This window comes from Rhizobium sp. CG5 (assembly GCF_023701945.1).
Taxonomy (GTDB): domain Bacteria; phylum Pseudomonadota; class Alphaproteobacteria; order Rhizobiales; family Rhizobiaceae; genus Allorhizobium.
Genome location: NZ_JABAEF010000009.1, coordinates 128,462 through 148,496, shown reverse-complemented (window position 1 = coordinate 148,496; position 20,035 = coordinate 128,462). Strand labels below are relative to the sequence as shown.

The following is a 20,035-nucleotide window of genomic DNA, read 5'->3' as shown; positions in this document are numbered from 1 at the left end:
TCCAGGGAGGATATTATGAGAAAACTGCTTCTAGCCACCACCGCCATCGCCTTCGGCCTGTCGGCTGCCGCTCCGGCCTTTGCCGAGTTCAACGACCGCAATATCCGCATCTCCAACGGCATCAACGCCGACCATCCCGTCGGCAATGGCATCAAGGCCATGCAGGCCTGCCTGGACGAGAAGTCCGGCGGCAAGCTGAAGATCACCGCCTTCTGGGGCGGCGCGCTCGGCGGCGACCTTCAGGCCACCCAGGCCCTGCGCTCGGGCGTCCAGGAAGGTGTCGTCACCTCGTCGTCTCCGCTGGTCGGCATCATCCCGGCGCTCGGCGTCTTCGACCTGCCCTTCCTGTTCGGCACGCCGCAGGAAGCCTACAAGGTGCTGGACGGCAAGTTCGGCGACATGATGAACGAGAAGCTGGCTGCTGCCGGCCTCGTCAATCTCGCCTACTGGGAAAACGGTTTCCGCAACCTGTCGAACTCCGTTCGCCCGGTCACCAAGTGGGAAGACTTCTCGGGGATGAAGGTTCGCGTCATGCAGAACAACATCTTCCTCGACACCTTCCAGAACCTCGGCGCCAACGCCACCCCGATGGCCTTCGGTGAAGTGTTCTCGGCTCTGGAAACCAACGCGATCGACGCCCAGGAAAACCCTTACGTGACGATCGATACCTCGAAGTTCTACGAGGTCCAGAAATACGTCACCGAGACCAACCACGCCTACACGCCTTTCCTGCTGCTGTTCTCCAAGGCAATCTTCGACACCTATACTCCCGAAGAACAGGCAGCGCTCCGCGAATGCGCCGTGGTTGGCCGTGACGAAGAGCGCAAGGTCATCCAGGATCTGAACCAGAAGTCGCTGGCCAAGATCAAGGAAGCCGGCCTCGCCGTCAACACGCTGTCGCCGGAAGAGCAGGTTCGCATCCGCGAGAAGTCGATGATCGTTTACGAAAAGCACAAGGCCGAAATCGGTGCTGACGTTGTCGACGCGATCCTCGCGGAACTGGCTGAAATCCGCAAGTAAGCAACGCGGTTCTAGACATGGAAAAGGGGACCGAGCCCAGCGCTTCGGTCCCCTTTTTTATGCACGGTCCAGATCTCGTATGATCCGGTTCAGCTCATTCCGGAACCGCCGGCAAGACCGTATCCCGCTTCTTCAACTGCCGTTCGCGGAAGAAGATGAACAGCCCTGAGGCGACGATCAGCGCTGCGCCGACCACCATGCCGAGCCGCGGCACATCGCCGAAGAACATCCAGCCGAACACCACCGCCCACAGCAGCAGCGTATATTGCAGCGGTGCCACGGTGGCCGCATCGGAGATTTTGAGCGCGCGGTTGACCAGCATATGGGCCGCCATCGCCACAATGCCCAATAGACCAAGCAGCGCCAGATCGAGACCGGACGCAATCGGTGCCCAGTCGAAGGGGGCGAAGATGAGACCCGCGACACCCGCCCCGGCCACCTGGAAGAATACCAGCGTCTTGTCCGGCGTGTTGCGCAGGCCGCGACCCGACAGCAGCATGAAGGCGAAGGCGCCGCTGCCGACGATCGAGATCAGCGCCGGCAGGGTGAACATCGCCCTGGACGGCTCCAGCGTGATGATGACGCCGACGAAGCCGGCAGCAATGGCGCACCAGCGCCGCCAGCCGACCTTTTCGCCGAGTAGCAGTGGCGACGCCGCCGCCACATAGATTGGTGCCGCCAGCCAGTAGGTCATGACGTCCGCCAGCGGCAGATACATCACCGCATAGTAGAAGCAGAACACCTCCATGGTGGAAAACGTCACGCGGGCGAACTGCATCCACGGCTGCTCCACCGAGATGATCGATTTCAGGCCCGCCTGCCAGATGAACGGCGCGATGATCATCAGCGCCGCAAGGCTGCGGATCAGGATGACCTGACCAAGCCCGTAATTGACCACCAGCCATTTGCCCATGGCGTCGTTCAGCGCAAACATCAGCATGCCGAGCAGCATGATCAGCGGGCCCGCCATCGCCGAAACTCCCAATCCGGCGGCGCGGGTTTCAATATTCGTCACGGAATGCCTCCCAGTTTGTCTTTTTGTTCAAGCCTTCAAAGGCTGGCCGCGTCCGACAGACGGCGGCTGACCGTGAAGGCGCGATCCAGGTCCGGATTGAGCTCCATGCCAAGGCCGGGGCCTGGCGGAACGGTGATCATGCCATTTTTCACCTCCGGCAGAGCCGTTACCAGATCCCGGTACCAAGTGCGATAGAAAGCCCGCACACTTTCCTGAACCAGTGCATTCGGTGCATTGAGGGACAGATGGGTCGAGGCGCACAGCACCACCGGTCCCGTGCAGTCATGGGGCGCCACCGGCAGGTGCCAGGCCTCGGCCATCGAGGCGATCTTGCGGGCCTCCGACAGGCCGCCGCACCAGGAAATGTCGAGCATCATCACGCCGGCCGCACCCGTTTCCAGGAGGTCGCGAAACGCCCAGCGCGAACCGAGCGTCTCGGACGCCGAAATCGGCGCCGGCGACACGGCGGCATAGCGGGCCAGGCTCGACAGGCTGTCCATCTTGATCGGGTCTTCGTGCCAGAAGGTCTGGTAGGGCGTCAGCGCCTTGGCGATCTGCATGGCCGGCAGAAGCTGCCACATGGAATGGAACTCGACCATAATATCCATCTTGTCGCCGACGGCCGAGCGTATCTTTTCGAACGGCTGCAACGCCTGCTTCAGGTCCGGCATCGAGATATACTGACCACGGGTCTTTTCGGCAGCCGCGTCGAAGGGCCAGATCTTCATCGCCGTAATGCCCTCTTCGAGCAGCGAATGGGCCAACTCGTCGGCATTGTGCAGGAAGCCGTTGAGATCGTCGTAGTCGCGACCTTCCGACAGACCGTAATTGGCCGTCGTCTGGCCGGTCGCCTTCTTGATATATTCGGTGCCGGCGCAGGTATTGTAGGTGCGGATTTCCTGACGGGTGAAGCCGCCCAGCAATTGCGCGATCGGCATGCCCGTCGCCTTGCCGAAAATGTCCCAGAGCGCGATGTCGAAGGCCGAATTACCGCGCACCTCGGCACCCGACGAGCGGAACCCGAGATAGCCGACCAGGTCGGCAGCCAGGAGATCGATCTGCAGCGGATCGCGGCCGATCACCCGTGGCGCGATATATTCGTGCACATAGGCCTCGACGGTCGCGGCACCGAAAAACGTCTCGCCCAGACCCGTGATACCCTCGTCGGTATGAACCAGCAGCCAGAGAAGATTGGCGCGTTCCGCAACGCGCACGGTTTCAAGTCCGGTGATTTTCATGGAATTATCCTCGTTGGATGGTCAGATGAGGCCTGCCGTCAGCAGCGCCTTGATGCTTTGATCGAAATGCCGGTTCATCAGTGCGGCGGAACCTTGCGGATCGCCATCGACGATGGCCTGGGCGAGTTCGACATGCAGGGCATTCATCGCCCGGCGCTCGTCGTCACTGGTGCGGCTTTTCCAGCCGATCGGCCAGGTCTGGCGGGTCACACCCTGAAAGGCACCGATGATCAGCGCGAAGACCGGATTGCGCGAGGCGCGGGCAATCGCGACATGAAAGGCCAGATCATGTTCCATGATCTCGACCGGATCGCCGAAGGCCTGCTCCATCGCCTGGGCATGGCCCAGAATCAGCAGCGCTTCCGCCTCGGTGCGCCGCAGTGCCGCAAGCGTTGCCGTGCGCACCTCGATGGTGCGCCGCACGTCGTAGATCTGCTGGATGTCGATCTGGTCGGTGATCACGCCATGCTCGATCATCAGCGCCATCGAGGCATCGTCGAGCTGGGCGACCGTTGGCCGCCTGCCGACACCGAGATCGACGAGACGAAGGGCGGCCAGCGAGCGCAGCGCCTCGCGGATCACCGTGCGCGAGACCTGCAGCTGCTCCGACAGAGCCGCCTCGGCCGGCAGACGATCGCCCGGCTTCAGATCCTTGTCGCGGATCAATCGCGTGATCGAGGCAATCGCACTGGTGACGAAATCGCCTGAGGGAAGCGACCCATCCGGACTCGGCTGCATATGGATATCTCCTAGCTTCCCAAAAGCTATAATACAGCTCTTGGGAAAATGAAGCTGTCTTTTGCCGCCTCCTACAGAAAAATCGGATTCCCGAATGAAGAAAGGCAAATATATTGACCAAGTCATCCGATGACTTTATCAATTCCCCATGCAGCCCCTGTTCAAAGTCAATCTGGCCGATACGGCCGTCACGGCCATCAAGGCCGAAATCCTCGCCTGTCGCTGGCCGGTCGGGGAACGCCTGCCCAACGAGGCCCACCTGTCGGCCATGCTCGGCGTCAGCCGCGGCACGGTTCGCGAGGCTGTGCGGGTTCTGGTGTCGCAAGGCTTCCTGGAAACCCGCCAGGGCTCCGGCACCTATGTCCTGACCACCACCGACGCAACCCTACCGCTCGACCGGGCGCGCCAGGCAAGCCTGCGCGACCGGCTGGAGGCGCGCTGCGCGCTGGATGTGGAAGCCGCACGGCTTGCCGCCCTGCGACAAACCCCGGCAATGATCGCCAGGCTGCGCGCCCTTCTCGACCAGCGCGGCAATTCCGATGCCGATGCGGACAAAGCCGGTTTCATTGCCCGCGACATCGCCTTCCACAAGGCGGTGATCGCCGCCTCCGGCAATCGCGCCATGGTCGAGATCTATGACTTTTTCTCCGCATCGATCATGCAGACGATCGAAGCGACCACCGGCGGCGGCCTGCCCGAGCCGGATATGGCTGCCCATATTGCCATTGTCGATGCCATCGCCACCGGCGACCCCCAGATTGCCGACACCGCCGTGCGCGCCTTCATGGCGCCGGTGCTGGACCATCTCGACCGGATGCTGCAGCCATGACCCTGCAATCTTCGCCACCAACGGCCGGCGCCACCCATCCCATGGGTCTTGCCGACGAGTTGTTGATCGACGCAGAAGATCCACCACCCCAGCCGGCCATCCTGCCGCAGGGGCCGATCGGCCGGATCGTTCTCGGTCTCAGCCTGGTGCTGATCGCCTTCAACCTGCGGCCGGTCTTTTCCAGCGCCTCGGCTCTGCTCCCCGAAATCCGCAGCGAACTCGGGCTCTCGGCCATCGGTGCCAGCCTGCTGACCACGCTGCCGGTGGTCTGTCTCGGCCTGTTCTCGCCGCTTGCTCCCCGTCTGGCAAACCGCATAGGCTCGGAGCGCACACTTCTGGCGGTCATGCTGCTGCTGGCGCTCGGCACAAGCCTGCGCGGCCTGTCCTCCGTGCCGCTGCTGTTTTTCGGCACGGCACTGGCCGGCGCCTGCATCGCGGTTGGCAATGTCCTGCTGCCGGGCCTGGTCAAACGGGATTTTGCCGATCGCGCCGCCTTGATGACCGGTCTTTACACCATGGCGCTATGCGGCGGCGCGGCTGGCGCGGCCGGCCTGACCCTGCCGATCGAGGCCGCCCTTGGTGGCTCCTATGCGGCAGCGCTGAGCGCCTGGGCCCTGCCGGCCCTGGCCGTCGGCCTGATCTGGCTGCCACAGACCTTCAGCGCCGGCGCCAGGACCAAACGCGGCGGCTTTCGCGTCGAAGGCCTGTGGCGCGATCCGCTCGCCTGGAAGGTGACGCTGTTCATGGGCCTGCAATCGGCGCTGGCCTATTGTGTCTTCGGCTGGCTGGTGCCGATCCTGCGCGAACGCGGCCTGGATGGCGTCACGGCCGGCGGCATCGTCTCGCTGTCCGTCATGGTGCAGGCCGCCTCCTGCATCGTCGCCCCGCAGGTCGCCGTGCGCGGCAAGAGCCAGAGCCTGATCAACGCGTCGATGGCCGGCATCGCAGTCATCGCTCTCCTCGGTCTTCTGTTTGCGCCGCTGTCGACCGTCTGGGTCTGGGCCATACTCCAGGGCATCGGCCAGGGCAGCCTGATCGCACTCGCCATGACAGCGATCGTGCTGCGCTCCGCAAATCCGCATGTCGCCGCCCATCTCTCCGGCATGGCGCAATGCGTCGGCTATTCGCTCGCCGCCATCGGCCCGCTTCTGGTCGGGCTGATCAAGAGCTGGACCGGCAGTTTCGCCATGAGTGCCGTGCTGTTTGTCGCCCTTGGCGTCGGCGTCGCCGTCAATGGCTGGGGTGCCGGGCGGCCGCTCCAGGTCAATGTCCGCACCATTGCCGACGACGCCCCATAAAGGCCGCGCGGAGCATAACGGACCACGTTGACAAGCGAGCGCTAACGCAGAAGAGTGCCCTCCAGCACAAAAAAGACAGCGTGGGGGGAGACCAATGTCTAAGCGCCGGTCTATCGTTTTTTCCGCACTCGCATCGATCATGATCGCTTTGGCGCCACCGGCGACGGCGGCCGACACCGAGCGCAGCATCGTCACCACCCAGGACGGCGATTATTTCGGCTTCGACCTGCGCACCGAGCAGAATGTCTCGCTGGAGCAATGCGAAAAGAGCTGCATTGGCGACAAGTCCTGCAAGGCCTTCACCTATAATCCCAAGGTCAAATGGTGCTTTCTGAAATCGGATTTCAGCCAGCTCAATAGCTTTGCCGGCGCCATCGCTGGCAAGATCGTCGAAACCACGACCAAGCCCGATATCGGCGCGCCGGCCCGGCTCGACTTCGTCTCCGACGACCTGCGCCAGCAGGCACGCGAAGCCAAGGCCAATCTGACCATAACCGAAGAGCAGCAGGCAATCGGCCTCGACGGCCTGGTCGCCCAGGCCTATTCGGAACTCGCCGTCGGCAATGTCGATGCCGCCTTCGTCACCTTCAAGGCGGCGCTCTCCATCGAACCGGACAACCAGGCCCTGTGGATCAAGGTCGCCCGCGCCGCCAATACCGTGACCGGCAACGGCACCGTCGCATCTGATGGGCTTCTCGCCGCCATCAACGGCTATGAGCTCAGCCGCACCAAGCAGAGCCGCGCCGATGCGCTGGCCGTGATGGCCAAGGCCTTTGAAAACGGCGAGAACTACCGCCCTGCCCTCAGCGCCTACAAGGCGAGCCTTGCCCTTGTTGCCACCAAATCCGTGAAGGTGGCCTATGACGACCTGCGCTCGCGCCGCGGCTTCCGCATCGTCGAAAATACCATCGATTCCGATGGCGTGACGCCGCGCGCCTGCGTTCAGTTTTCCGACCCGCTGGTCAAGCGCGGCGTCGACTACACGCCCTTTGTGCTGCTGAACGGCACCGCCCCGAAGGCTGTGGAAGCCAAGGACAACCAGATCTGCGTCGAGGGTCTGGCGCACGGCGAGCGTTACAAGCTGTCGCTGCGCGCCGGCCTGCCCTCCTCCGTCGAGGAAAACCTGCCGGAGCAGGTCAACCTCGACATCTATGTCAAGGATCGCTCCGCCTCGGTGCGCTTTACCGGCGACAGCTTTGTGCTGCCGTCAACGGCCCGTCGCGGCATTCCGCTGGTTTCGGTCAACGCCGCAAGCGCCGACCTGAAGCTCTACCGCATCGGCGACCGCAATATCGCGCCGCTTTTGACCTCCTCGCAATTCCTGACGCAGTTGGACGGCTATAGCGCCGACCGCATCGAAGCCGAATCCGGCGAACTGATCTGGCAGGGCGCCATCGATATCGCCACCGATCTCAACAAGGATGTGGTCACCAGCTTCCCGGTCGACGAGGCTCTGCCGAAGCGCCGGCCCGGCGTCTATGTGCTGACGGCCGCCGTGTCGAACACCAGCAATGACGACTGGAACGCGCGCGCCACGCAATGGTTCGTCGTCTCGGATATCGGCCTGTCGACCTATGCCGGCACGGACGGACTGAACGTCTTTGCCCGGTCGCTCGCCACCGCCAAACCGCTGTCCGGCGTAGAGCTGCAATTGCTCGCCAAGAACAACGAGGTGCTGGGCACTGCCACCACCGATGCCGACGGCCGGGCAAGCTTTACCGCCGGACTGATGCGCGCCAGCGCGGCGCTAGCCCCGGCCGTCATCACCGCCAAGAATGGCGACGAGGACTATGTCTTCCTCGACATGACCCGCGCCGGCTTCGATCTCTCCGACCGCGGCGTCACCGGCCGCCCTGCCCCCGGCGCCATCGACATTCTGGCCTGGACCGAGCGCGGCATCTACCGCCCCGGCGAAACCGTGCATGCCGCGGCACTTGCCCGCGACATCGAGGCCAAGGCGATCGAGACCCTGCCGCTGACCTTCATCTTCAACCGTCCGGATGGCGTCGAATATCGCCGCATCGTCAGCAATGGCGAGGCCCTGGGCGGCCATGCGCTCGACCTGCCGCTCCTGGCCAATGCCATGCGCGGCACCTGGACCATGGCGATCTACACCGATCCGAAGAAGGCGGCGATCGGCGAAAAGCAGTTTCTGGTCGATGATTTCGCCCCCGACCGGATCGAGTTCAATCTTGCAAGCGACGCCACCCATGCCGAAATCGGCGCGTCGCTGCAGGTCAGTGTCGATGGGCGTTATCTCTATGGTGCGCCGGCCGCGGGTCTCACGATCGAAGGCGAGATGAACATCAAGCCGACCCGCACCAGCCCCGATTTCGAGCGCTACCAGTTCGGCCTGGCCGACGAGGAAGCCGTCGATGACACGCGCATCGCGCTGGACGGCCTGCTGCCCCTCGACGATGACGGCAAGGCGACTGTCGACATTCTCGTCGACGAGGTGCCTTCCACGACGCAGATGCTGGATGCCGAAGTGGTGATCCGCATGCGCGAGGGCGGCGGACGGGCCGTCGAGCGCAAGCTGACCCTGCCGATCCGCTCCGAAACGCCGATGATCGGCATCAAGCCGGAATTCACCGGCGATCTGGCGGAAAACTCCATCGGCAAATTCCACGTCATCGCCGTCGATCCGCAGGGCCAAAAACAGGCCATGTCGGGCCTTGGCTGGAAGCTCGTCAGCCTGGAGCGCAATTATCAATGGTATCGCGAAGGCACGTCCTGGCGCTATGAACCAATCGTCACCACCAAGCAGGTGGCCGATGGTACGCTCGATCTGACCCAGGACGGCGGCGAGATATCGGTTCCGGTTACCTGGGGTCGCTACCGGCTGGAAATCGACACCACCGAGGTCAACGGACCGACCAGCAGCGTCGAGTTCGATGCCGGCTGGTATGTCGAGGCGACATCGACCGAGACCCCCGATGCGCTCGAAATCGCCCTCGACAAGGAGAGCTATGCGATCGGCGAAACGGCGAAGCTGAAGGTCTCGCCGCGCTTTGCCGGCGAACTGCTGCTGACCATCGGCACCGAGGATCTGGTCACCACCAAGACCGCGACCATTGCCGCCGAGGGCGGCGAGGTCGATCTGCCGATCACCGCCGATTGGGGTGCCGGCGCCTATGTCACCGCGACGTTTTATCGTCCCGGCGAGGCTCAGGAGAGCCGCATGCCGATGCGCGCCATCGGCATCACCTGGCTGACAGTCGATCCGGGCGACAACAAGCTCGCTGTCACTCTGACGCCGCCGGAAAAGACCCTGCCGCGCCAGCCGCTGACCATTCCGATCTCGGTGAGCGGCGCCGGTGTCGGCGATGAGGCCTATGTGACGCTGGCCGCCGTCGATGTCGGCATTCTCAACCTGACGCGCTACGAGGCACCCGATCCGGATGGCTGGTATTTCGGCCAGCGCCGTCTCGGTCTTGAAATGCGCGATCTCTATGGCCGCCTGATCGACGGTTCGCTCGGCGCGACCGGCCGGCTGCGCACCGGCGGCGACGGATCGGAAATGCCCCTGCAGGGCAATCCGCCGAAGGAAAAGCTCGTCGCCTTCTTCTCCGGCCCGGTCAAGCTCGACGCCGACGGCAAGGCGGAGGTGAGCTTCGACATTCCACAGTTCAACGGCACGGCCCGCATCATGGCGGTTGCCTGGTCGAAGACCGGCGTCGGCCATACGGTGACCGACGTCATCATCCGCGATCCGGTTGTCGTCACCGCCAGCCTGCCGAAATTCCTCGCTCCCGGCGACACGTCACAACTGCGCCTCGAACTCGCCGCAACGGATGCGCCGTCCGGCGATTACGAATTGCTGGTCACCAGCAATTCCATGGTGAACGTGGCGGAGGAGTCCGCTGCCCAGACGGTGGCGCTGACCCAAGGCAAGACGCTGGCCCTGACCCTGCCGCTGACCGCCGTCGAAGCCGGCGCCGGCACGATTTCCGTCACCCTGTCGGACAAGGCCGACATGTCGCTGGAACAAGCGCTCGACATCCCCGTCCGGCCGGCATCGCTGCCGGTCACCCAGCGCCGGGTTCTTGACCTTGCTAGCGGCAGCAGCCTGACGGTGGACGGCGAACTGCTGGCCGACAGTCTTCTGCAGGATGCCGCCGTCAGCCTCAACGTCACCCGTGCCGACGGCTTCGACATTCCGGCTTTGCTGATGAGCCTCGACCGCTATCCGTATGGCTGCGCCGAACAGACCACCAGCAAGGCGCTGCCGCTGCTCTATTTCAGCGAACTCTCGGCCGTCTCGGGCCTGCCGGAGCGCGATGAGGTCAAGAAGCGCGTGCAGGATGCGATCTACCGCGTCCTGTCCTTCCAATCGTCGAGCGGCAGCTTCGGCCTCTGGGGCCCCGGCTACGGCAATATGTGGCTGGACGCTTACATTGGCGACTTCCTGACTAGGGCCCGCGAGCAGGGTTATCTCGTGCCCGACCAGGCGATGATCCAGACCCTGGACAACCTGCAGAACCAGGTCGGCTACGACACCAATGTGAGGGATCGCGGCAACGAGATCGCCTATGGTCTCTATGTCCTGGCCCGCAACAAGAAAGCCGCCATCAGCGATCTGCGCTACTATGCCGATACGATGCTGAACGACTTCCCGTCACCCTTGGCAAAGGCGCATCTGGCCGCCGCCCTGTCGCTCTATGGCGATGCCCAGCGCTCCGAGGCGGTCTTCCTGGAAGCCGCCCAGATGTCGGAACAGGCAGTCCTGACACCCGTCAGTTTCTCCCGCACCGATTACGGCTCGTCCTTGCGCGATGGCGCCGCCGTGCTGGCGCTGGCGGCCGAAAGCCGCCCGGTTCCGCCAATCGTGCCGATGCTGACAAAGATCGTCGCGAAGGAATGGCAGCAGAAGGACTATACCAGCACGCAGGAACAGACCTGGGCGCTGCTCGCCGCCCGTGCCCTGGAAAAGGGTGACGACGGCATCAGGCTTGACGTCAACGGCGCCGACTATACCGGCAGCTACAGCGCCCGCATGACCGGGGAAAGCCTGCTGGCCCACCCGGTCGTTCTGACCAATCGCAGCCCGGATCCGGTGTCGGCAGCGGTGACCACGGTTGCGGCCCCGGCCATGCCGCTGCCGGCCGGCGGCAACGGCTTCGATATCGTCCGGACCTATTACACGATGGACGGCGAAGAGGCGAATGTCAGCGAAGCCGCACAGAACGAACGTTATGTCGTGGTCATCCAGGTGACGGAGACCGACAGCTGGTCGCAGCAATTGCTGATTACCGACCTGTTGCCGGCCGGTTTCGAAATCGACAATCCGAGCCTCGTCGACAGTGCCCAGTTGACCAATTTCGACTGGATTGGCGAGACCGAGACCGCCCATCTCGAATTCCGCAACGACCGTTTCGTCGCGGCAATCGACCGTCCGGCCGATGACAACAGCGAAATCACGCTGGCCTATGTGGTGCGTGCTGTGACTCCCGGCGCCTACGATCACCCCGCCGCCCATGTCGAGGACATGTACCGCCCGCAATTCTATGCGCGCTCGGCAACGGGCCGCATGGAGGTTCGGGTAGCCGACTGATGCGGACCTGGCTGAAGATCGGCACCGGCATCGCCGCAGCCCTGGCGCTTGCAGTCGGCGGCCTCATCGCGCTTGAGGCCGCCGACCGGGCCTTTCCGCCGCCGCTCGATGGTGCCGCCACGGTCTCGACCGAGGTCCTGGACGCCGAAGGGCAATTGCTGCGAGCCTTTGCCATGCCCGACGGGCGCTGGCGGCTGAAGACGGTCGCCGCCGATGTCGATCCGCAATTCCTCGCCATGCTGGTCGCCTATGAGGACCGGCGGTTCGAGCGCCATTCCGGCGTCGACCTCTTGGCGCTTGGCCGCGCCGCGTGGCAATTGCTGGGCAATGGCCGGATCGTCTCAGGGGCTTCGACGCTCACCATGCAGGTAGCGCGGCTGATCGAACCCGGCCGCGAGCGTTCGTTCCTGACCAAATTCATCCAGATCGCCCGCGCCATCCAGATCGAGCGGCGCCTGAGCAAGCCCGAGATCCTCGACCTTTACCTGACCCACGCGCCTTACGGGGGCAATCTGGAAGGGGTGCGGGCCGCAAGCCTTGCCTATTTCGGCAAGGAACCGCGCCGGTTGTCGGTCGCCGAGGCAGCCCTTCTGGTTGCCCTGCCGCAACTGCCGGAACTGCGCCGGCCGGACCGCCACCCGCAGAACGCCACGCTCGCCCGCAGCCGCGTGCTGGAGCGCATGCGCTCGGTCGGCCTGATGGACGCAAGCGAGATTGCCCGCGCCGAACGGGCGGATATCCCGTCGCGGCGCCTGCAATTGCCCGCCTTTGCCGCCCATCTGGCCGAAGCAGCCAGACGTCTGGACAAGGCGGCGACCGTGCATCGCTCGACATTGCGCCGGAGCGTGCAGCAGGAGCTGGAGACGGTCGCCCGCCAGGCCGCCGAAAAGCTCGATCCGAAAGTGTCGCTGGCCATGGTGATGGCCGACGCGACAACCGGCGAGATCATCGCCGAACTGGGCTCCGCCGATTATTTCGATGCCGCCCGGTCCGGCTGGATCGACATGACCCGCATCAACCGCTCGCCGGGCTCGACGCTGAAACCGTTCATCTACGGCCTTGCCTTCGAGGAAGGCATGGTGTCGCAGGAAACCATCATCGAGGATCGCCCGGCCGATTTCTTCGGCTACCGGCCGAAGAATTTCGACATGACCTACCAGGGCGATGTCAGCGTTCGCCAGGCCCTGCAGCTGTCGCTGAACGTGCCGGCCGTGCGGCTGCTCGACGCCGTTGGCCCGACCAAACTGATCGTGCGGCTGCGCCGCGCCGAGGTGGCCATGCAATTGCCGAAGAACGAGGCGCCGGGCCTGGCCATTGCGCTTGGCGGCGTCGGCATGACCCTGAAGGATCTGGTTCAGGCCTATGCGGCGCTCGCCAATCGCGGCAGGCCGGTGCGGCTCGGCGATGGCGTACGCGACACGGCCGCCCCGATCGACGGCCCGCCTTTGATTGAACCCGTCGCCGTCTGGACCGTGACCGACGCGCTGGCCGGCGTGACCCCGCCGCTTGGCAGCCGGCCCATGGGCATCGCCTACAAGACCGGCACCAGCTACGGCTACCGCGATGCCTGGTCGGTCGGTTTCGATGGACGTTATGTGCTGGGCGTCTGGGTCGGCCGGCCGGACAACGCCGCCATTCCCGGCCTGACCGGCTATGCCACCGCGGCACCGATCCTGTTTGAAGCCTTTTCGAGATCGGGCGTTGCCGGGACACCGCTGCCGCCCGCACCGCCCGGCGCATCCCGGATCGCCCTTGCCGAACTGCCGATCAGCCAGCGCCGCTTCTCGATCGATCCGAACGGCCTGCTCAGCGCCTCGACCCGCGAAAAGCCGCCGCAGATCATCTATCCGCCGGAAGGCGCCCATGTGGAACTGGGCCTCAGCCCCGACGGTTCACCGCTGCCTCTGGTGCTGAAGCTCCAGGCCGGCCGGGCGCCGTTTCGCTGGCTTGCCAACGGAAAACCACTGGAAGGCTCGACCCGCACCCGCACCAGCCAATGGACACCGGAAGGTGCCGGCTATTCGACCCTGACCGTCATCGACGCTGTCGGACGGGCGGCGAGCGTCGGGATCTTCGTGCAATAGTCAGAGGCGCATTCGCGGCCACGCTGCGGCCGCCACCGATGTTCGACCCGAAATCGGCGGCGCGCCGTGTAAGCCGAGCAAGCCCACCAAGGTTACACACGCACCTTCCATCCTGGAACATTCCCGAACAAAAGGAGTTTGCCCTCTATCACAATGGGAGGACGACTGACATGAAACGAAACGCTGTATTATCGATGATTGCCTTTCTCATGGCCACACCCGCCATGGCGGCCTGCCCGGATGGCGGAATTTCCAAGGATGGCACCCACACGCCGTTGGAAACGCAGGATCAAGCACAGGCACAGCCTGGTGGCGCGGTGGGAACGACCACGCGGAGCAGCGAGCCCAATGCCATCCAGAAGGACGGAACAACGGTGCCGATGGCGCAGGATCCCAATCTCGCAACCTCTGCGCAAGATACGACCGCGCAGCAGAAAGGCGACCGAACTGCCGCCGCCAGCTCTGCCGACGCTTCGTGTGATTAGGATCGGCGATCAGGCCCGTGGCTGAGCAGGCTCGTGATTGTATTATCGTCGGGGGTGGGCCTGCCGGATTGACCGCCGCGATTTATCTAGCACGCTATCACCTCCGGATATTGGTCATTGAGGATGGCCGAAGCCGTGCCGCGACCATACCGCTTACCCGCAACCATGCCGGCTTTCCGGACGGCATCAGCGGTGTCGACCTCCTTGGCCGCATGCGGGCACAGGCCGAACTGTACGGCGTCGCCTTTCGCCATGGATGTGCGAGCGCCCTTGTGAAAGATACTGATGGGTTTTCCGTCGCGTTGGACGGCGAACGCATATCCGCCAGGACAATCCTGCTGGCCACCGGTGTCGTCAATCGCCGCCCGGCCATGAACATGGCTCTGCATGACGAGGCGGTCGCCAACGGGCAGATCCGATACTGTCCGGTTTGTGATGCCTACGAGATCACCGACAAGTCCGTGGCGGTGATCGGCACCGGCGATCAAGGGGTCGAGGAGGCGGTCTTTCTGCGCAGTTACACGGATGACGTCACCCTTGTATCGCCGAATGCAGACCACCGGCTTACCGCGGACCACGTTGAGCGTCTGAACCGATTTGGTATCCGGATCCTGACGGGTCCTGTCGAACGGTTCGAGCTTGGCAAGAACTTTATCACCGTGTCGCACGCAGAAGGCCGGAGTACCTTTGCGTCCATCTATCCAGCCCTCGGGTCCGACATCCGCTCGGAACTGACCACCGACCTCGATCTTGGGCGAACGGCCGCGGGCTGCCTCAAGGTCGACAGCCATCAGCGAACCGATATTCACGGCCTCTATGCGGCAGGAGACGTTGTGCTGGGTCTGGATCAGATGAGCCATGCAATGGGCCAGGCCGCCGTGGCAGCGACCGCAATCCGCAACGATCTGAGCGAGACAACAGCGCTCCTGCGTCGCCGCGCCGTCGGTCGTCCCTCCGGGCCTCGCTAGGTCCGAGCCAGCACTTTCTTACGCGCTATTTGCGAAGCGCCGTTCACGGCAGTTTTGTGGCACGGATTCACATTTTAGCGACAAATGAAAATTTTCCCGCCTGCCCGCTGTTTGGCCATCGAAAGACGGGGTTGATGCGGTTTTGGCAAGACCTGGTTAAGGTTTTCTTTCTATTAACGGGTCTGGCGTGACAACTCGTTTGATGGTCTTGCGTAACATGCAGTTTCCCCCTTCCCGTATTGCACCTTCCCTTCTGCCGACCGATCCCAATAGCGACCAAACGCCCGAGCCCCGTCCGGAGCAGGGCGTGACGTCGCAGCAGGTTGCGCAACCGTATCCCGACGGAGTCGTTCTCGATCCGGAGAAGCTTCCCGTCTGGCAAAGAGCGTTTGTCCTGGGGCCAAACGTGCGGTTTACCCGCACTCCCTCGACAGCCCATGTCCAGCCCCAGATCGAGGCGCAACAGGGTGCATCGGCAGCGGCTCAAAATCTGCAGACCTCTGCTGACGCAGCCTATATCATCGGCCGTGGCAACCCGGCTTTCCGGTCGAGGTCTGAGACCGCCTCGCCGGTCGGGGATCTGCAACAGCAACTCGGCCAGGCCCTTCAGGGCACGCCGGAGCAAGACCTGAGAGAGGCAACGTCTCTCAAGGCCCAGGCCGCCATACCGCAGATCCGCACCGGGGCGCCCCTGATTGTCCCCAAGCGTCCCGTGCCGCAACCGCGCAACTCCGGCTTTGTGCAGCCGACCCTCGGTCACGACGACCGGGCGGCCACCAGACCGATCGCCGCGACAGCCTTGCCAACGGCAAGACCGGCCATGACATCCGTCCTACCTGTGGAGGCACCGCTGCCGCAACCGACATCCGTCCTGACGCCCGCTCAACCGATCGTCTCCAAACCTGCCGCAACGCCTGCGCGCCTTGCCACCACCATTCCGGATCATCTCATCTGGGAAATGATGAGCCTGGGCGCCTCTGACGGTGCAGAATTGCGGTCCGCTGCCCAGGCACCGGAGAGGCACGCACCCGTGAATCTGCCGCAGCCGGCAACGGTCCCAAGTGCCACGGTCGCACAAGCGCCAGCAATCCCGGCGGTGCGCCACGATCTGAAACCTCTTGCGGTTTCCGCCAAGCCGCCCGAAACGACGCCGGCCTCGCCTGAGGCGCCTTCGGCCGTGCACCTTTACCGGCAGGTCACCCTGCACCGCGCGGTTCCCCTCGCCGAGCCCGTGAGTCTCCCTGACGCGGTGACGCAACCGATTGAAATCTGCGAACCGGCTCTCGCTACGGTGCCTGTTCCGTCCACCCGGCTCACCGCCAAGCGCACCCCCGGACCGCTGTCCTTTGTGCAGACAGACGACTACCTCTTCCCCGACGTCGATCTTCTGCAGACCGGTGCGCCGCGCCAGGTCGGCATGATGAGCCAGGAGGCGCTGGAGCAGAGCGCCGGTTTGCTGGAGAGCATTCTCGAAGATTTCGGGGTCAAGGGCGAGATCATCGACGTTCGTCCCGGTCCCGTCGTCACGCTCTACGAATTCGAACCGGCACCCGGCGTCAAGTCGTCGCGCATCATCAACCTGTCGGACGACATCGCCCGCTCGATGTCGGCCCTGTCGGCCCGCGTCGCGGTGGTGCCCGGTCGCAATGTGATCGGCATCGAACTGCCCAATGCCGAGCGAGAGACGGTCTATCTGCGCGAACTGATCGAAAGCGGCAGCTATGTCGGCACCGACCATCGCCTGCCGCTCTGCCTTGGCAAGACCATCGGCGGCGAGCCGGTGATTGCCGATCTTGCCCGGATGCCGCATCTGCTCGTCGCCGGCACCACGGGATCCGGCAAGTCGGTCGCCATCAACACGATGATCCTGTCGCTGATCTACCATCTTCGGCCCGAGGAATGCCGGCTGATCATGGTCGATCCGAAAATGCTGGAACTATCGGTCTATGACGGCATTCCCCATCTGCTGACCCCCGTCGTGACCGACGCCAAAAAGGCCGTGCTGGCGCTGAAATGGGCGGTGCGCGAGATGGAAGAGCGCTATCGCAAGATGTCGCGGCTCGGCGTGCGCAATATCGATGGCTTCAACGCCCGCGTCGCCCAGGCCAGAGCCGGCGGCGAGACGATCATGCTGAGTGTGCCGAGCGGTTTCGACCGCGCCACCGGCGAGCAGACCTTCGAGGATCAGGCCCTCGACCTGACCGCCCTGCCCTTCATCGTCGTCATCGTTGACGAGATGGCCGACCTGATGATGGTCGCCGGCAAGGAGATCGAAGGCGCTATCCAGCGGCTTGCCCAGATGGCACGCGCCGCCGGCATCCACCTGATCATGGCAACCCAGCGCCCGTCGGTCGATGTCATCACCGGCACGATCAAGGCGAACTTCCCGACCCGCATCTCCTTCCAGGTCACCTCGAAGATCGACAGCCGCACGATCCTGGGCGAACAGGGCGCCGAACATCTGCTCGGCCAGGGCGACATGCTGCACATGGTCGGCGGCGGCCGCATTGCCCGCGTCCATGGTCCTTTCGTCTCCGACCGCGAAGTGGAAAATGTCGTCAAGCACCTGAAGACCCAGGGCCAGCCGGCCTATCTCGGCAGCGTTACCGAGGATGACGACGAGGCGACGGCCGAAGAGGATACGCCCGTTTTCGATGACACCGCCATGGGCGGCGACAGCGACGGCGACGAACTCTACGAGCGCGCCATCAAGATCGTCCAGCGCGACAAGAAATGCTCGACATCCTATATCCAGCGGCGCCTGTCGATCGGCTACAACCGCGCCGCGTCCCTGGTCGAGCGCATGGAAAAGGACGGCCTGGTCGGTGCGCCCAATCACGTCGGCAAACGCGAGATCCTCGGGCAGCGTCCGATGGACGTCAAGGACGGCGAACACCAGATCGGATGAAGGGCATCCGCCGCCAGGCGGATCCCTTTGGCATGCGCGGGTAAGGAACCGGCGCAGCCGATCCGCGGCGCCCTGTTGCAAATCGATCGGCAGGAATGATGCGAAGGCCGACCTGCCCGCAGGTCGCGCGGCGTGCTGCACTGTTCGAACCATGCCGAGCCACGGAAGCAAGAGGCACGCTCTTGCTCTGGGCAAACCTCATCGCTCAATTGGCAGAGCGACCCTATCCCGGAATTGAAACCACACGATCCTGAAAAGCAAAAAGCCTGCCGCGGGAGGAGGTGCGGCAGGCTTTTCGAAAAGAACTGGAACAACGACTGGGAGGAGGAGCGCCGCTGTTCCGACAGACGCCCCTTTGGGAGGAGGAGTGGGCCGTCTGAAACCGAAGCTCTGCGGGAGGAGGTGCATTGCTTCGATAAAAATGACAATACTGGATTTCGGTGAACAATAAACAGACATTGCTGCACTGCAGCTATGCAAAAAGACGAGCACTCCATCCCGGATGGAACCTGTCACGGAAAGAGGCCCCGATAGCCTGTCCGACACAGAAACGCCCGCGTCGTCAGCGGGCGTCACACAATCGAGGCCGATGGAAAATCGTCGCTTAGCGGGCAACCGAATGGCGGGCAATGCTGGGGATGTCGGCGCGATTGATCCCGAGATCCTGCAGTTCGCGCGATGTCATGCGACCCAGTTCCGTAACGGTTTGACGATATTTGCGCCAGGTATTGAAGGAGCGTGCTACGTTCATGATAATCCCCTTTCAAGAGGTCTCTTGACGCCAGCAACCTTGCTTCGGTTCCAACGTCGTTTCGATGGTTGGAATATAGATCCTTGCCCGCCTTTCGATAAGACACAGGAGTTCAGGTCGGCCATGCACACGATGCATGGATAGGCGTTGCGCCCTGCCTATTCAAAAGGGCGCCGGCAAAGTCAAAGTCACTTTTCGCAGGCGCCACCGGGTTTGTGGTGAGACAGGGGGCGGCAAGCCCCCTGCTGCAACGCTCAGTCTTACTTGATTGTCTTGATCGGGTCCTTCGGAGCCGGATCGAAACCAACGAGATCGGTCGTCAGCTTGGCATAGGTGCCATCGGCATTCATGTCGGCCAGTGCCTTGTTGACCGCCTCGACGAGGTTCGGCTTGCCCATCTTGAAGGCAAAGCCCTTCTGGACATGGCTGACATAGTCATCGGTCATCTTGAGCGGCATATTGGCGGACTTGATGGCATAGGCAGCGGCGATCGAGTCGGTGATGACAGCATCCACGTTGCCATTGACGAGGTCCTGCATGGCGTCCGATTCCGCCTTGTAGCCCTTGACCGCTGCACCCTTTTCCTCGGCGATCTTGGTCCAGCTGGAGGCAACCAGAGCCCCGACCGTCTTGCCTTTGATTTCGGCCGAGGTCGCAATCTTGGAATCCTTTGCGGTCACGACGCGGCCGCCGGACTCCAGCCAGCCATTGGAGAAGGTGACCTGCTTCTGGCGCGCTTCGGTGATGTCCATAGCTGCACTGATGACATCGTACTGATCGGCCTCAAGGCCAACAAGAAGCGAATCCCACTTGATCAGAACGGGGGTGTATTCAAGGTTCAGGCGCTTTGCGACCTCCTGCATCACACGAATTTCCAGGCCGTCGAGCTTACCGTCGGGCGCCCGCATGCTGAACGGTGCATAGGTGCCCTCCGTTGCGACCATCAGCTTGCCGGGCTCCAGCAGCTCCAGGTCGGCAGCATTGGCGATCGGGTGAATGGCCAGGCCGGCAAAGGCGGCGGCAGCGATAATCAAAGACTTCAGCTTCATGGTTCAGTTCCCTTTTTGGTGACGGATGAGGTCGTTCGGTTTCTTAGGTTTGCAGTAATTTTCAACCCGGGGCGCAGGATCACCGGGAAGCAGGCAGG

At 63.4% G+C, this 20,035-nt stretch carries 13 protein-coding genes; 8 read left to right on the top strand and 5 right to left on the bottom strand.

Annotated features, from left to right (window positions below; translation table 11 throughout):
• Nucleotides 1–15: 15 nt before the first annotated feature.
• Nucleotides 16–1,020 (top strand): TRAP transporter substrate-binding protein, encoded by a 1,005-nt coding sequence (locus tag HGO38_RS16405; RefSeq protein ID WP_250956974.1) that lies wholly within the window; start codon nt 16–18, stop codon nt 1,018–1,020.
• 94 nt (nt 1,021–1,114) lie between these two features.
• Here the strand turns inward: HGO38_RS16405 and HGO38_RS16400 are convergent, their stop codons facing one another.
• The 3 genes from HGO38_RS16400 to HGO38_RS16390 form a co-directional block, all read right to left on the bottom strand.
• Nucleotides 1,115–1,990, bottom strand: a complete 876-nt coding sequence (locus HGO38_RS16400; RefSeq protein ID WP_250957074.1) for a DMT family transporter — start codon at nt 1,988–1,990, stop codon at nt 1,115–1,117.
• A gap of 80 nt (nt 1,991–2,070) precedes the next feature.
• The gene (locus HGO38_RS16395; protein ID WP_250956973.1) at nt 2,071–3,273 is read right to left on the bottom strand and encodes a mandelate racemase/muconate lactonizing enzyme family protein; all 1,203 of its coding nucleotides are present in this window, start codon (nt 3,271–3,273) and stop codon (nt 2,071–2,073) included.
• A 21-nt stretch (nt 3,274–3,294) separates the two neighbouring features.
• Nucleotides 3,295–4,011, bottom strand: a complete 717-nt coding sequence (locus HGO38_RS16390; RefSeq protein ID WP_250956972.1) for a FadR/GntR family transcriptional regulator — start codon at nt 4,009–4,011, stop codon at nt 3,295–3,297.
• A 148-nt stretch (nt 4,012–4,159) separates the two neighbouring features.
• On the opposite strand from HGO38_RS16390, the gene HGO38_RS16385 reads away from it, so the two are divergent.
• The 7 genes from HGO38_RS16385 (at nt 4,160) to HGO38_RS16355 (ending at nt 18,137) form a co-directional block, all read left to right on the top strand.
• Nucleotides 4,160–4,840 carry a FadR/GntR family transcriptional regulator gene (locus HGO38_RS16385; RefSeq protein WP_250956971.1) on the top strand — a complete coding sequence of 227 codons (681 nt, stop codon included), beginning with the start codon at nt 4,160–4,162 and terminating at the stop codon, nt 4,838–4,840.
• A complete protein-coding gene (locus tag HGO38_RS16380; RefSeq protein ID WP_250956970.1) occupies nt 4,837–6,138 on the top strand; it encodes a CynX/NimT family MFS transporter in 1,302 nt (433 codons plus the stop codon). Before HGO38_RS16385 ends, HGO38_RS16380 begins: the two co-directional genes overlap by 4 nt.
• Before the next feature lie 94 nt (nt 6,139–6,232).
• Nucleotides 6,233–11,692 (top strand): alpha-2-macroglobulin family protein, encoded by a 5,460-nt coding sequence (locus HGO38_RS16375; RefSeq protein WP_250956969.1) that lies wholly within the window; start codon nt 6,233–6,235, stop codon nt 11,690–11,692.
• On the top strand, nt 11,692–13,776 hold the full coding sequence (pbpC, locus tag HGO38_RS16370; RefSeq protein WP_250956968.1) for a penicillin-binding protein 1C: 2,085 nt from the start codon (nt 11,692–11,694) through the stop codon (nt 13,774–13,776). Before HGO38_RS16375 ends, pbpC begins: the two co-directional genes overlap by 1 nt.
• 170 nt (nt 13,777–13,946) lie before the next feature.
• Nucleotides 13,947–14,261, top strand: coding sequence for a hypothetical protein (locus HGO38_RS16365; protein ID WP_250956967.1), 315 nt, complete (start codon nt 13,947–13,949; stop codon nt 14,259–14,261).
• Nucleotides 14,262–14,278: 17 nt separating this feature from the next.
• On the top strand, nt 14,279–15,229 hold the full coding sequence (locus tag HGO38_RS16360) for an NAD(P)/FAD-dependent oxidoreductase (RefSeq protein ID WP_352230494.1): 951 nt from the start codon (nt 14,279–14,281) through the stop codon (nt 15,227–15,229).
• Nucleotides 15,230–15,536: 307 nt separating this feature from the next.
• Nucleotides 15,537–18,137, top strand: a complete 2,601-nt coding sequence (locus HGO38_RS16355) for a DNA translocase FtsK (RefSeq protein WP_502941583.1) — start codon at nt 15,537–15,539, stop codon at nt 18,135–18,137.
• Between the two features lie 604 nt (nt 18,138–18,741).
• Here the strand turns inward: HGO38_RS16355 and HGO38_RS16350 are convergent.
• On the bottom strand, nt 18,742–18,888 hold the full coding sequence (locus HGO38_RS16350) for a DUF1127 domain-containing protein (protein WP_250956964.1): 147 nt from the start codon (nt 18,886–18,888) through the stop codon (nt 18,742–18,744).
• A 260-nt stretch (nt 18,889–19,148) separates the two neighbouring features.
• On the bottom strand, nt 19,149–19,937 hold the full coding sequence (locus tag HGO38_RS16345) for a transporter substrate-binding domain-containing protein (RefSeq protein ID WP_250956963.1): 789 nt from the start codon (nt 19,935–19,937) through the stop codon (nt 19,149–19,151).
• Nucleotides 19,938–20,035 lie beyond the last annotated feature (98 nt).

Coding starts and splice junctions, on each gene's coding strand:
- HGO38_RS16375 (WP_250956969.1), top strand. CDS start 6,233: ATGTCTAAGCGCCGGTCTATCGTTTTTTCCGCACTCGCATCGATCATG.
- HGO38_RS16385 (WP_250956971.1), top strand. CDS start 4,160: ATGCAGCCCCTGTTCAAAGTCAATCTGGCCGATACGGCCGTCACGGCC.
- HGO38_RS16380 (WP_250956970.1), top strand. CDS start 4,837: ATGACCCTGCAATCTTCGCCACCAACGGCCGGCGCCACCCATCCCATG.
- HGO38_RS16395 (WP_250956973.1), bottom strand. CDS start 3,273: ATGAAAATCACCGGACTTGAAACCGTGCGCGTTGCGGAACGCGCCAAT.
- HGO38_RS16405 (WP_250956974.1), top strand. CDS start 16: ATGAGAAAACTGCTTCTAGCCACCACCGCCATCGCCTTCGGCCTGTCG.
- pbpC (WP_250956968.1), top strand. CDS start 11,692: ATGCGGACCTGGCTGAAGATCGGCACCGGCATCGCCGCAGCCCTGGCG.
- HGO38_RS16390 (WP_250956972.1), bottom strand. CDS start 4,011: ATGCAGCCGAGTCCGGATGGGTCGCTTCCCTCAGGCGATTTCGTCACC.
- HGO38_RS16365 (WP_250956967.1), top strand. CDS start 13,947: ATGAAACGAAACGCTGTATTATCGATGATTGCCTTTCTCATGGCCACA.
- HGO38_RS16400 (WP_250957074.1), bottom strand. CDS start 1,990: ATGGCGGGCCCGCTGATCATGCTGCTCGGCATGCTGATGTTTGCGCTG.
- HGO38_RS16345 (WP_250956963.1), bottom strand. CDS start 19,937: ATGAAGCTGAAGTCTTTGATTATCGCTGCCGCCGCCTTTGCCGGCCTG.
- HGO38_RS16350 (WP_250956964.1), bottom strand. CDS start 18,888: ATGAACGTAGCACGCTCCTTCAATACCTGGCGCAAATATCGTCAAACC.